This window comes from Caulobacter sp. FG7 (assembly GCF_057808875.1).
In genome coordinates this window covers 59422-72071 of record NZ_JBMDIW010000012.1, presented here as the reverse complement: position 1 = coordinate 72071, position 12650 = coordinate 59422, and the positions used below count along the sequence as shown (strand labels likewise).

Below are 12650 nucleotides of genomic sequence, written 5' to 3'. Positions count from 1 at the left end.
CTTGAACGACGGCCTTCGCCGCGCTCAAACTCCCGCCCATGACTGACAATCCCCTGCAGCGCCTGGACGCCCTCGAGCTGGTCAAGCTCGGCAAGTCGGCGATCACGGTAGGCGGGCTGGGGGCCGGGATCGTCATCGTCATCGCCGCTTTGCTGGCCGCGCGGCTGGCGGCGGCGGGGCTTCGGCGGCTGCGGGCGCGGGCGGCCGACAGCGGGCCTTCGCTCTATGTGGTCGAGAAGCTGACGACCTACGGCCTGGTGCTGGTGGGCCTGCTGGCCGGCCTGTCGACGATGGGCATCGACCTGACCTCGCTGACGGTGTTCGCCGGGGCCGTCGGCGTGGGTGTCGGCCTTGGCCTGCAGGGGGTGATCAAGGACTTCGCCTCGGGCGTCAGCCTGGTGTTCGAGCGGCTGATCGCCGTGGGCGATTTCGTCGAGCTGTCGAACGGTTCGCGGGGCGTCGTCCACGAGATCGGCCCCCGCGCCACGCGCATCCGCACCAACGACGCCACGGACGTCATCGTGCCCAACTCGGTGCTGGTCAACGACCAGGTGGTCAACTGGACCCTGCGCAACACCACCCGCCGCATCCGGGTGCCGTTCGTCACCGCCTTCGGGGTCGACAAGGAAGCGGTGCGCGAGGCGGTTCTGAAGGCCGCCCGCAGCGTGCCCTTCACCAGCGCCGACGACGCCGTGCGCCGCACCCAGGTGTGGCTGGTCGGCTATGGCGAGCACGCCCTGAAGTTCGAACTGATCGTCTGGCCGACCGTGGAGGCGGTGCGACGGCCGGCGGCGATCTTCGCGGCCTATACCTGGGCCATCGACGACGCCCTGCGCGAGGCCGGAATCGAGATCCCCTATCCGCAGCGCGACGTGCGCCTGCGTGGTCTCTTCGGAGAAGAGGGCGAGGACGCCCGCGCCGCCCTGCGCCTGGAGCCGAAGGCGGCGCGCAAGGGCCGTGGCAAGGCGGCGACCCACGTCTCGCAGAACGACGCCGCCGACGAACTGGGCCGCGAGGATCCGGACGAGGCGCCGCCGCCGAGGCCGGCGCAGGGGTGATCATGCGAACGGTCGAAACGTTGGAAGAGGTCGGGATCCCGTCGGCCCTGCATCCCCGTCGCCGCGTCGTCGTGCTGTTGCGCGATGACGGCCTCTTCGCCTGGGCCGAGCAATATCACTACGTGTCCGAGCACGATGGCGAGGTGATCGCCGAGGGATGGCATAGTCTGGCGCCGGAGGGAATTTACGCCTCGGCCGAGATCGCCGCGGCCGAGGGGCGGGCCGCGATGCTGGATCGACTCGACGGCGAGCGCTGAGCGGACCTTCCCCCACGCCACCCTTGACCCCCTGACGCGCGCGCCGCAGTCTTCTCGCAACTGCGAAATAAGCACCTAGGGAAGACGCGCATGAAGACCGCCCGAGGCTTCTTCAAACCCCTGGCCATCGGCGCCCCGGCGCCGTGGCGCGAGTTGCCCGCCCGCGTCGAGCGGATGATCCACTTCGTGCCGCCGCATCTGGACAAGGTGCGGGCCAAGGTCGGCGAGATCGCGCCCACCGTCGACGTGATCCTGGCCAATCTGGAGGACGCGATCCCCGCCGACGCCAAGGGCGCGGCCCTGGCCGGGACCATCGCCCTGTCGCGCGAGGTCGACTTTGCGGCCCTCGGCGTGGGGCTGTGGGTGCGGATCAATTGCCTCAACTCGCCCTGGCACCTCGACGAGGTGGCGACCCTGGTCGAGAAGGCGGGCGACAGGATCGACGTCATCATGGTCCCCAAGGTCGAGGGGCCGTGGGACATCTTCTACATCGACCAGCTGCTGGCCTCGCTGGAAGCCAAGCACGGGGTGACCCGCCCCATCCTGCTGCACGCCATCCTGGAGACGGCCGAAGGGGTGATGAACGTCGAGCAGATCGCCGGCGCCAGCCCGCGCATGCAGGGGATTTCGCTGGGCCCGGCCGACCTGGCCGCCAGCCGGGCGATGAAGACCACCCGGGTCGGCGGCGGCCATCCGGGCTATCGGGTGATAGAAGATCCGTATACGGATGGTTCGGCCCGCGCCAGCGTGCAACAGGACCTCTGGCACTACACCTTCGCCAAGATGGTGGACGCCTGCGCGGCCCACGGCATCAAACCGTTCTACGGTCCGTTCGGGGCGATCGACGATCCGGTCGCCTGCGAGCAGCAGTTCCGCAACGCCTTCCTGATGGGCTGCGCCGGGGCCTGGAGCCTGCACCCCAGCCAGATCGCCATCGCCAAGAAAGTGTTCAGTCCCGACCCTGCCGAGGTGGCTTTCGCCAGGCGCATCCTGGAGGCCATGCCAGACGGTTCGGGCGTGGCGATGATCGACGGCAAGATGCAGGACGACGCCACCTGGAAACAGGCCAAGGTGATGGTCGACTGCGCCAAGCAGATCGCCGCCAAGGATGCGGAATACGCGGCGCTCTACGGGTTCTGAGGATCGGCCAGGCTGAGGGGTGGTTGACGCGCCATCCTCCGCTCGCCCTCGCGCGACAGGGGACGGCCGAGCACGCCGTGCATCGCCAGGGCCCCGAGGATCACGAGCGGCGCGAGGGTTCCGGGCTCATGCGTGAACCGAAGCAGCACGAGCAGGAACCATGCCGCCAGCAGCAGGCCAATGCCGCTGGCGATGTTGGCGGCGATCCGTAGCGGGCGGTTCTTGTCGCGCCGGGAGAAGGCGTTGAGCACGTAGCCCAGGGTCGGCGCGCTAAGGATGATCAGCACCGCGCCAAGTGTGCTGGCCATCTCGCTCGGGTCCTCCTCGAACTCGTCGAAGTAGGGCGCAATGCACGAGATGACGCCTGCCGCCGTTTGCCAGCCGGTCACGACCGCCGCGCCGCCCTGCACCAGCATGTAGCTTCGCCTGCCCATGGACGCTCCCCCGAAGACGAGCCCGAGGCTGGGCGAGCCCTGCGCGTCGGTCCAGGGGGAAAGGAAGCGTGCGCCGACAATCCTCGGGTCCTGCACCCGGGCTGCACGCGGGGGCTGACAACGCATGACGCGCGCAACTAGCATGGCGGGGTCGGGCCTGCGCCGACGGTGCGAGGCGCCCCAATGTTCGACAACCTGATCCTCGACACCGACAGCTACAAGGCCAGCCACTGGCTGCAGTACCCGCCCGCCACGACCGGCGCGTTCTTCTACGTGGAGAGCCGGGGCGGGCGCTACGACCGCACGGTCTTCTTCGGCCTGCAGGCGATCCTGAAGACGGCGCTGGCCAGGCCCGTCACCCACGCCATGGTCGACGAGGCGGCGCAGCTTCTGGCCGCGCACGGCGAGCCCTTCAACGAAGCCGGCTGGCGGCGGATCGTCGACATGCATGGCGGCCGCCTGCCGGTGCGTATCCGGGCCGTGCCGGAAGGGACGGTGGTTCCGACGCACCAGGCGCTGATGACCATCGAGAACACCGACCCGGAGTGCTTCTGGCTGCCGTCGTACCTTGAGACCCTGCTGCTGCGGGTCTGGTATCCGGTGACCGTCGCCACCACCAGCTGGGGCGTCAAGCAGACCCTCCGCGCTGCGCTGGAAAAGACCTGCGACGATCCCGAGGGGCAGTTGCCGTTCAAGCTGCACGACTTCGGGGCGCGGGGCGTCTCCAGCAAGGAGAGCGCGGCGATCGGGGGCCTGGCCCACCTGGTCAACTTCCTGGGCAGCGACACCCTGGCCGCCGTGCAGGCGGGCCGGGCCTGGTACAACGAGCCGATGGCGGCCTTCTCGATCCCGGCGGCCGAACACAGCACCATCACCAGCTGGGGCCGCGATCGCGAGGCCGACGCCTATCGCAACATGCTGACGAGCTTCGGCAAGCCCGGCGGCCTGTTCTCGGTGGTGTCCGACAGCTACGACCTGTTCGACGCGGTGAGCCGCATCTGGGGCCAGGAACTGCGGGACGAGGTGATCGCCAGCGGCGCGACCCTGGTGGTGCGCCCCGACTCCGGCGAGCCGGTCGAGATCGTCGCCGAGGCCCTGAGGCGCCTCGACGAGGCGTTCGGAAGCACGCTGAACGCCAAGGGCTACAAGGTGCTGAACCACGTGCGGGTGATCCAGGGCGACGGGGTCAATCCGGTCAGCATCGCCGCCATCCTCGACCGGGTGATCGCCGACGGCTTCAGCGCCGAGAACCTGGCCTTCGGCATGGGCGGCGGCCTGTTGCAGCAGCTCGACCGCGACACCCAGCGCTTTGCGTTGAAGTGCTCGGCGGCCAAGGTCGACGGCGCTTGGATCGACGTCAGCAAGAACCCGGTCACCGATCCGGGCAAGCGCTCCAAGGCCGGGCGGCTGATGCTGCAGCGCAACGCTGCGGGCGAGTACCGCACGGTGGCGGTCGGCGAGGACGAGACGGTGGAAGCCGGCTGGACCGACGCCATGGTCACGGTGTGGGAGGATGGCGCCCTGCTGGTTGATCACACTCTGGCGCAGGTGCGGGCGCGCAGCGAACTGAGGGGGTGACCTCTCTCCCGTACAATCCCCGCGAAAGCGGGGACCCAGGTGTTTTCGCAAACGCGCAGCGCTCGACGATAAAGAGCCTGGGCCCCCGCTTTCGCGGGGGTTTTACGGATTTGGTACGGTCTCAGGCCTGGGCCGCCAGGCGCTTGACCAGGGCGTGGGCGACGGCGTCGCTGCTGGCGGGGTTCTGGCCGGTGATCAGGTCGCCGTCCTCGACGACGTGGGGCGCCCAGTCGGGGCCCTTCTCGTAGAGGCCGCCATTGGCCTTCAGCATGTCCTCGACCAGGAACGGCACGATGGCGGTCAGCTCGACAGCGTCCTCCTCGCCGTTGGTGAAGCCGGTGACCTTTCGGCCGGCCACCAGCGGACGGCCGTCGGCGGCCTTGACGTGGCGCAGGGCGCCGGGGGCGTGGCAGACCAGGGCCTGGGGCTTGCCGGCGCGGTCGAAGGCCTCGATCAGGGCGACCGAGACGGGCGACTCCGCCAGGTCCCACAGCGGGCCGTGACCGCCGGGATAGAACACCGCGTCGAAGTCGGCGGCGTTCACGTCGGCCAGCGGCGTGGTCTGGGCCAGGGCCGCCAGCGCGGCCTCGTCGGCCTGGAAGCGGCGGGTCATGTCGGTCTGGAAGTCGGGCAGGTCGCTCTTGGGATCGAGCGGCGGCTGGCCGCCCTTGGGCGAGGCCAGGACGAGGTCGGCGCCGGCGTCCTTGAACACGTAGTAGGGCGCGGCCAGCTCCTCGAGCCAGAAGCCGGTCTTCTTGCCGGTGTCGCCGAGGGTGTCGTGCGAGGTCAGGACGATGAGGATTTTCATGGCGGGCTCTTTGCTGCAGGCGGCGGTCTTGCCGGCATATGGGGTGCGCGGACGCGGGGCGCCGTGATTATCTTGGAGCTCGCCCACGCTTGGAAAGGAGGGCGGCATGGAGCGCTACCTGGAGGTCAGGACAGCCGACGACGTGGATCGGCATCTGGCGGCCATCCGTGCGTCGGCCGAACGAGCCCGACTATGGATAGCGGCGCAGACGGGCGATGCCCTCGACCTTCTTCGCAACATGAAGTTCGAGCCGGTTGGTTTTCATCCCATCGAGGACCGGGGCCTCAACGTCATCGAGCAGATCAATCAGACCTGGACCTATGCCGTTGCACTGTCGGCAACGCGCCTCCTGCTGGACCTGCATCCGGAAGCCGGCGGCTTCAAGGTCGCGCCGGGCGCTCATATGTCCCTTCCGCTGGATATCATGGGCGAGAAGCCTGGGTTGGTGGGCGCGGAGACCTTCGCCGCCGTGGATCCACGCAATAACCGAAAGCTCGCGATGGACCTGGGCAAGCTGGCCGCCCGTTCGGAGACCCATCGCTATGTGTTCTTCATGTCGCCACGCTATCCGGGCGCCCGGCGTCAGCCGGCCTTGGAGCGCGACGGTGTTCAGGTCTGGTCTATCGAGGTCTGAGATGAGGGCGCGCGGAGAGTGAAGAAGGCGCCGGCCAATCTCGGGCGTTGCTCCGCTGCGTCAAACATCCCGTAAAATCCCCGCGGAAGCGGGGACCCAGGTGTTCTATCGTTGAGCATCCAGAGCTTCAGAAAAGCCTGGGCCCCCGCTTGCGCGGGGTTTTACGGTTGGGGATGCGCGCGAAGGCCCAGCCCTACGACCGGTAGTCGCCGTTGATGGCCACGTACTGCTTGGTCAGGTCGCAGGTCCACACCGTGGAGCTGCCCTTGCCGACGCCGACCTCGACGGTGACCTCCAGTTCCTGGTTCTTCATGTAGGCGCTCATGGCCGCCTCGTCGTACTCGGCCGAGACCAGGCCGTCGCGAGCGGCGTAGAGCTCGCCGAACTTGACGCTGATCTTCTCACGGTTGACCGGCTCGTCGGCGCGGCCGACGGCCATGACGATGCGGCCCCAGTTGGCGTCCTCGCCGGCGAAGGCGGTCTTGACCAGCGGGCTCTCGGCGATGGTGCGGGCGATCTTGCGGGCCGACAGCGGGCTCTCGGCGCCGTTGACGGTGATCTTGACGAACTTGGTGGCGCCCTCGCCATCGCGGACCAGCTGCATGGCGAGATCCAGCAGCACGCCTTCCAGCTTTTCCCTGAAGTCGGCCAGGCGCTTGTCGCCGGCGCGGCTGATCTTGGGCGCGCCCGACTGGCCGGTGGCGAAGAGGAGCAGGGTGTCGTTGGTCGAGCGGTCGCCGTCGACCGTCACGCAGTTGAAGGTGGTGCGGGTGTAGAGCGAGACCAGGGTCTGCAGGGCGGCGGGCGCGATGGCCGCGTCGGTGGCCACGAAGGCCAGCATGGTGGCCATGTCCGGCGCGATCATGCCCGAGCCCTTGGCGATGCCGGCGATCTTGACCTCGTGGCCGTCGATCGTGGCGGTCGCGTAGGCCCCCTTCGGGAAGGTGTCGGTGGTCATGATCGCCGAGGCCGCCGCGGCCCAGCCGTCGGCGGTGAGGCGGGTTTCCACCTCGCGCAGATTGGAGGTGATCTTGCTGTCGTCGAGGATGACGCCGATCACCCCGGTCGAGGCCATCATCACGTCGCGCTGGCGGCAGTCGAAGCGCTTGCCCACGGCGGTGGCCACGCGGCGCACGGCGTCGGCGCCGGGCTTGCCGGTGAAGCTGTTGGCGCAGCCGGCGTTGACCACCAGGGCGCGCACGTCCGCGCCGCCGGTCGCGGCCAGCTGACGCTTGCACCAGTCGACCGGGGCCGAGCCCACGCCGTGGCGGGTGAAGACGCCGGCGCCCGAGGTGCCTTCGGCAAAGCGCATCAGCAGCAGGTCGGGGCGTTCGTGCTTGTAGAAGCCGGCGCGGCCGGTGGCGATCTCGACCCCGGCGATCGGCGGGATGACCGGGAACGGCACGGCCAGCGGCGAGACGGCCAGGCCCGGCTTGCCCGGGGCGACCGGCGGCGGGGCGACGACGGGCGCTGCCTGCGCGGGCGTTTCGCCGGCCGACTTCTGGGCGCGGCGCAGGCCGGCCCGCTTCAGGGCCGAGGCCAGGGGGTCGAGGGCGCGGTCCAGCGCGTGGCCGACCGTGGCGCCGACCTGGCCGACGATCTCGGCGGGCGTGGCGGCGGCCGGGGCCTTCTCGGCGGCTTTCGGCGCGGCCTTGGCTTTGGTCTTGGCGGTGTCGGCGGCCTTGTCGGTCGAGGTCGTGGTGGGCTTGCGGGTCATTTCTTCTGGGCCGAGTTCTGGGCCGGAGCCGAGGCGGGCGGGGCGTTGTCGAGGTCGGAGCTGGGGGCGGCGTCGCCGCCTCCGGGCGGCGCCGAGGCCGGCTCCTGCGGGGCGCCGGGGATATCCTGGCCCTTGCCGACCAGCATCTCCACCTTGGCGCCGCCGCGCAGTTTTTCCAGCAGGTCGCGCACCTGGTCGTAGGTAAGGAAACGCACGATCTGCGGGCGGGCTTCCTCGAGGCTCATCGGCGCTTCCTGGCGCTTGTCCTCGACGCGCATCACCACCCAGCCGCCGCTGATCGCGAACGGACCGACGAGGTCGCCCTTCTTGGCGTCCTTCAGGGCCACGGCGTAGGGCTCGGGCATGATGTCGATGGTGAAGTAGTCGAGGTCGCCGCCCTTGAAGCGGGTGGCCTCGTCCTTGGAGCGTTCCATGGCCAGGGCGTCGAACGAGGCGCCGGTCGCCAAGAGCTTCTTGACGCTTTCCGCTTCCGCTTGGGTGGGCACAAGGATCTGGCGGGCGCGGATCTCTTCCGACTGCTTGGTCAGCTTCTGCTGCTCGCCGTAGAGGCCGCGGATGTTGTCTTCGGTGACGGCCTTCTCGACCATGCCCTCGACCAGCATGTCGCCCAGGATGCGCTCGCGGGCGGCGGCCAGGCGGCGCTGGGCGACGGGATCCTTGTCGAGCTTGCGCTCGATGGCCTCGGCGGCCAGCAGCTTCTGGTCGATGACCTCGTCGAGGACGCGGCGGAAGAGGTCGGACGAGACGTCCAGCGGTTCGCCCTCGCCGATCAGCCCCTGGGCGACCGCCTCGCGCTTGACGTCGGAGGCCCAGACGGCGTGGCCGTCGACCCGCGCCACGGCCGTGTCGCCCGGTTCCGGCGGACGCTCGTCGACGCCGCCGCGGCCGCAGGCGGCGACCAGCAGCGCCAGGCCGAGCACGGCGGCGGTCAAGAGCGAGCGGGGATTACGGACAGGGTTCATCGGGCGCGGATCTCCGCTGGTCATATGAAATGCGCTCTAGAGCGCGTCAGGCCAAAGGGAAAGCCGTTTCGGAAGGCTCGGGCCTCTAAACTTCGCGCGCGAGGACATGGTTCTCGGAACCTGGCGGCGTGGCGAGGGTTTGCATCGCCGCCGAGCGGGTTTCGCGCAGCGGGTGAAAGCTTGGCCTATCGGGCTTTTCGACGCCCCGCCGGGCCAGGCCTCGCGTTGACACTGGGGGGGGCGGTGCTTAAGTCTCGCGCGCGCGCCGTTTTCAGGGGTTCTGCGATCTCGGCGCACCGTCATTACCGTAGTGAAGGCCGATAAAGCCTTAGCGCCGGCCACACTAAGTTCTCGCTCCGGATCCTTTCTGCATGCTCGGCTTCGCCAAAAAGCTCTTCGGTTCCTCCAACGAACGCAAGGTGAAGTCGCTTCACGGTCGCGTCGCCAAGATCAACGCGCTCGAGCCCCAGATGGCCGCGCTGTCGGACGAGGCGCTGAAGGCCAAGACCCAGGAATTCAAGGACCGCCTGGAAAAGGGCGCGACCCTCGACGACATCCTCGACGAAGCCTTCGCCGTCGTGCGCGAGGGCTCCAAGCGCGCCCTGGGCATGCGCCACTTCGACGTGCAGATGATCGGCGGCATGGTGCTGCACTTCGGTGGCATCTCCGAAATGCGCACCGGTGAAGGCAAGACGCTGGTCGCCACCCTGCCGACCTATCTGAACGCGCTGGCCGGCAAGGGCGTGCACGTCATCACCGTCAACGACTACCTGGCCACCCGCGACGCCGAGTGGATGGGTCAGCTCTACAACTTCCTGGGCCTGTCCTACGGCATCATCGTCAACGGCCTGAGCCAAGGCGACCGCCAGCGCGCCTACCGCGCCGACATCACCTACGGCACCAACAACGAGTTCGGCTTCGACTACCTGCGCGACAACCTCGTCTATGACGTCAACGAGATGGTCCAGCGCGGCCACCACTACGTGATCGTCGACGAAGTCGACTCGATCCTGATCGACGAAGCCCGCACCCCGCTGATCATCTCGGGCCCGACCGAGGACCGTAGCGAGCTTTACAAGACCATCGACGTCCTGGTGAAGGAACTCATCAAGGACAAGACCAACTACGACCACGACGAGAAGCAGAAGCAGGTCATCCTCACCGAGGAAGGCCAGGAGCGGATCGAAGAGGTTCTGACCTCGGGCGGCCACCTGGCGGAAGACACCGCCGGCCTCTACGACGCGGCCAACATCTCGATCGTGCACCACGTCAACCAGGCCCTGCGGGCCAATGTGCTCTACACGCGCGACAAGGATTATATCGTCAAGGGCGGCGAAGTCGTCCTGATCGACGAGTTCACCGGCCGCATGATGACCGGCCGCCGGCTGTCGGAAGGCCTGCACCAGGCCATCGAGGCCAAGGAAGGCGCCGACATCCAGCCCGAGAACCAGACCCTGGCCTCGGTGACCATCCAGAACTACTTCCGTCTCTACACCAAGCTGTCGGGCATGACCGGCACGGCTTCGACCGAGGCGCAGGAATTCGACGACATCTACAAGATGGGCGTCAGCGAGATCCCGACCAACCGCGTCATCCAGCGCATCGACGACGATGACGAGGTCTACCGCACCGAGGCCGAGAAGAACCGCGCCATCCTGGTGCAGATCGCCGACTGCCACGAGCGCGGCCAGCCGATCCTGGTCGGCACCGTGTCGATCGAGAAGTCCGAGGAACTGTCCAAGCTGCTCGACGCCTACGAGTGGGACGTCGACGGCAAGAAGCGCAAGGGCATCCCGCACCAGGTGCTGAACGCCCGCTTCCACGAGCAGGAAGCCGGCATCGTCGCCGACGCCGGCGTGCCCGGGGCGGTGACCATCGCCACCAACATGGCCGGCCGCGGCACCGACATCCAGCTGGGCGGCAGCATCGACATGCGCCTGTCCAAGTGGAAGATCGAGCAGCGCGGCCTGGGCATCGAGGTCTCGCCGGAAGACGAGGCCGCCCACCGCGCCGAGGTCGAGGCCGAGATCGCCGACGCCAAGAAGGCGGCCCTGGCCGCCGGCGGCCTGTTCGTTCTGGGCACCGAGCGCCACGAAAGCCGCCGCATCGACAACCAGCTGCGCGGCCGTACCGGCCGTCAGGGCGACCCGGGCCGCTCGAAGTTCTTCCTGTCGTGCGAAGACGACCTGCTGCGCATCTTCGCCGGCGAGCGCCTGGACGCGATCATGCGGACCTTCGGCGTCCAGGACGGCGAGGCGATCACCCACCGTTGGCTGAACGCGGCCATCGCCAAGGCCCAGACCCGCGTCGAGCAGCGCAACTACGAGATCCGCAAGAACCTCCTGAAGTACGACGACGTCGTCAACGACCAGCGCAAGGCCGTGTTCGAGCAGCGCCAGGAGTTCATGGAATCGAGCGATCTGTCGGAAGTCATCCACGAGATGCGCCACGACGTGATCGACGACCTGGTCGCCCGCCACGTGCCGCCCAAGGCCTATGCCGAGCAGTGGGACATCGAGGGCCTGCACGAGCGCGTCCAGGCGGTGCTGGGCATGGACCTGCCGCTGAAGGACTGGGCCGCCGAAGAGGGCGTCGACGACGAAGCCTTCCGCGAGCGCATCACCAAGGCCGCCGACGAGTACGCCGCCCAGCGTGAAGTGATCATCACGCCCGAGCAGATGCGCCAGGTGGAAAAGAGCTTCCTGCTGCAGATGATCGATCTGCAGTGGCGCGAGCACCTGATGCACCTGGACCACCTGCGCAACGTCATCGGCCTGCGCGGCTACGGCCAGCGCGATCCGCTGAACGAATACAAGACCGAAGCCTTCAGCCTGTTCGAGAAGCTGCTGGGGGATCTGCGCACCAACACCACCCGCTGGCTGATGACGGTCGAGATCGCCTATGCCGAGCCCGAGCCGCTGCACGCGCCGGAAAACCTGATCCCGGTGCACCTGGATCCGCTGACCGGCGAGAACGCCGCCGTGGCCGGCGCCATCCCCGAAGGCCTGTCGCCCGAGCAGCGCGAGGCCCTGCCGGTCTCGTCCCTGCCGGAAGGCTGGGAACGCACCAACCGTAATGGCGCCTGCCCCTGCGGTTCGGGCAAGAAGTTCAAGCAGTGCCACGGCTCGCTGGTCTGACGACCGGCGGCTGAGGTCGAAATGCGAAGCCCGCCCCGGGAGACCGGGGCGGGCTTTTTCGTGGACGGAGGGGCTGGGCCGCCAGATTTGCGGATCTGGATCGGGGTCCCCTGCGCGGGTCAGTCGTTGATGACGAAGTGTTCCACCGCCTCGGTGTCGCTGTGGCTGCTGCAGTTGCCCTGCCCGAGAATGGCGATCCGCTTGCCGGCCAGATAGGCCGACATCAGGACCGAGAGCGACGCCTGGCCCGCGGTCGTGCTGGCGTCGAGGGCCCAGCGGCCGGCGATGGTGTGGCAGGCCGGTGTGGCTGAGCGCGCGCCGCTGTGGTTGAACAGCACGATGCCGTTGCGCAGCGGCAGGATGGTGCTGATCGTGCCGGACTGGCTACTGCTGGCCGCGGCGGGCGAGGCGAGGCCGGCGGCGAACGCAGCGCTGGTCAACGCGGCGATCAGGCGGCGTCCGGAAAGTTTCGAGAATGGCATGTCAGCCCCCAATCGCGCGGAAGTTGCGCATGAGGGCAGATGCAGCGCCGCGTTCGGTACGGTCAAGCTGTAAGCGTGGGGCGGGCCGGCTAATCCTTGCTACGCGTCCCCAGGTCCATGCCCAGCGTCGGGCCGATGCCGTCGGGGTGGTCGCCGAAGGGGTTGCGGTGGGCGTTCGCGAGCTTGGCGAGGCGCTGGCGCAGATCGTCGTCGACGCGGACAATGTCCTCGATGGCGGCGGCCTGCTCGGCGTCGGCCTCCGAACCGTCGGGTTCGGCCAGCACGCGCTCGATCGCCGCCAGGAAGTGGGCTTCCTCGGCCGTGCCTGATGGCGGCGGCGCTTCCAGCCAGGCCAGCACGGTCTCGAGCGCGTCTTCGAAGGTCTGGGCCATGCGGGCGTCTCCTCTAGCGGGGGAGCTTGG

General features: G+C 68.5%; 12 protein-coding genes. 6 read left to right on the top strand and 6 right to left on the bottom strand.

What is annotated here, in order from left to right:
* Nucleotides 1–38: 38 nt before the first annotated feature.
* From ACODR1_RS11840 to ACODR1_RS11830, 3 genes are all read left to right on the top strand, one after another.
* Nucleotides 39–1058, top strand: coding sequence for a mechanosensitive ion channel family protein (locus tag ACODR1_RS11840; RefSeq protein WP_488880626.1), 1020 nt, complete (start codon nucleotides 39–41; stop codon nucleotides 1056–1058).
* Nucleotides 1059–1060: 2 nt separating this feature from the next.
* Nucleotides 1061–1315 carry a hypothetical protein gene (locus tag ACODR1_RS11835; RefSeq protein ID WP_488880625.1) on the top strand — a complete coding sequence of 85 codons (255 nt, stop codon included), beginning with the start codon at nucleotides 1061–1063 and terminating at the stop codon, nucleotides 1313–1315.
* A gap of 90 nt (nucleotides 1316–1405) precedes the next feature.
* The gene (locus ACODR1_RS11830) at nucleotides 1406–2455 is read left to right on the top strand and encodes an HpcH/HpaI aldolase/citrate lyase family protein (RefSeq protein ID WP_488880624.1); all 1050 of its coding nucleotides are present in this window, start codon (nucleotides 1406–1408) and stop codon (nucleotides 2453–2455) included.
* Here ACODR1_RS11830 and ACODR1_RS11825 read toward each other — a convergent pair.
* Nucleotides 2443–2871, bottom strand: coding sequence for a hypothetical protein (locus ACODR1_RS11825; protein WP_488880623.1), 429 nt, complete (start codon nucleotides 2869–2871; stop codon nucleotides 2443–2445). The two genes, ACODR1_RS11830 and ACODR1_RS11825, sit on opposite strands and share 13 nt — an antisense overlap.
* Nucleotides 2872–3072: 201 nt before the next feature.
* On the opposite strand from ACODR1_RS11825, the gene ACODR1_RS11820 reads away from it, so the two are divergent.
* The gene (locus tag ACODR1_RS11820; RefSeq protein WP_488880622.1) at nucleotides 3073–4467 is read left to right on the top strand and encodes a nicotinate phosphoribosyltransferase; all 1395 of its coding nucleotides are present in this window, start codon (nucleotides 3073–3075) and stop codon (nucleotides 4465–4467) included.
* A 121-nt stretch (nucleotides 4468–4588) separates the two neighbouring features.
* Here ACODR1_RS11820 and ACODR1_RS11815 read toward each other — a convergent pair whose 3' ends face one another.
* Nucleotides 4589–5275, bottom strand: a complete 687-nt coding sequence (locus ACODR1_RS11815) for a type 1 glutamine amidotransferase domain-containing protein (RefSeq protein WP_488880621.1) — start codon at nucleotides 5273–5275, stop codon at nucleotides 4589–4591.
* A gap of 106 nt (nucleotides 5276–5381) precedes the next feature.
* Here ACODR1_RS11815 and ACODR1_RS11810 point away from each other — a divergent pair, with 106 nt between their 5' ends.
* Nucleotides 5382–5909, top strand: coding sequence for a hypothetical protein (locus ACODR1_RS11810; RefSeq protein ID WP_488880620.1), 528 nt, complete (start codon nucleotides 5382–5384; stop codon nucleotides 5907–5909).
* 193 nt (nucleotides 5910–6102) lie between these two features.
* Here ACODR1_RS11810 and argJ read toward each other — a convergent pair whose 3' ends face one another.
* Both argJ and ACODR1_RS11800 read right to left on the bottom strand, forming a co-directional pair.
* Complete coding sequence (gene argJ, locus ACODR1_RS11805) at nucleotides 6103–7314, bottom strand: bifunctional glutamate N-acetyltransferase/amino-acid acetyltransferase ArgJ (RefSeq protein ID WP_488880684.1); 1212 nt, start codon at nucleotides 7312–7314, stop codon at nucleotides 6103–6105.
* A 308-nt stretch (nucleotides 7315–7622) separates the two neighbouring features.
* On the bottom strand, nucleotides 7623–8609 hold the full coding sequence (locus tag ACODR1_RS11800) for a peptidylprolyl isomerase (protein WP_488880619.1): 987 nt from the start codon (nucleotides 8607–8609) through the stop codon (nucleotides 7623–7625).
* 371 nt (nucleotides 8610–8980) lie between these two features.
* Here ACODR1_RS11800 and secA point away from each other — a divergent pair, with 371 nt between their 5' ends.
* Nucleotides 8981–11746 (top strand): preprotein translocase subunit SecA, encoded by a 2766-nt coding sequence (gene secA, locus ACODR1_RS11795; RefSeq protein ID WP_488880618.1) that lies wholly within the window; start codon nucleotides 8981–8983, stop codon nucleotides 11744–11746.
* Nucleotides 11747–11865: 119 nt separating this feature from the next.
* On the opposite strand, the gene ACODR1_RS11790 is transcribed toward secA, so the two are convergent.
* Both ACODR1_RS11790 and ACODR1_RS11785 read right to left on the bottom strand, forming a co-directional pair.
* A complete protein-coding gene (locus ACODR1_RS11790) occupies nucleotides 11866–12228 on the bottom strand; it encodes a hypothetical protein (RefSeq protein ID WP_488880617.1) in 363 nt (120 codons plus the stop codon).
* An 89-nt stretch (nucleotides 12229–12317) separates the two neighbouring features.
* Nucleotides 12318–12620, bottom strand: coding sequence for a hypothetical protein (locus ACODR1_RS11785; protein WP_488880616.1), 303 nt, complete (start codon nucleotides 12618–12620; stop codon nucleotides 12318–12320).
* Nucleotides 12621–12650: the final 30 nt, after the last annotated feature.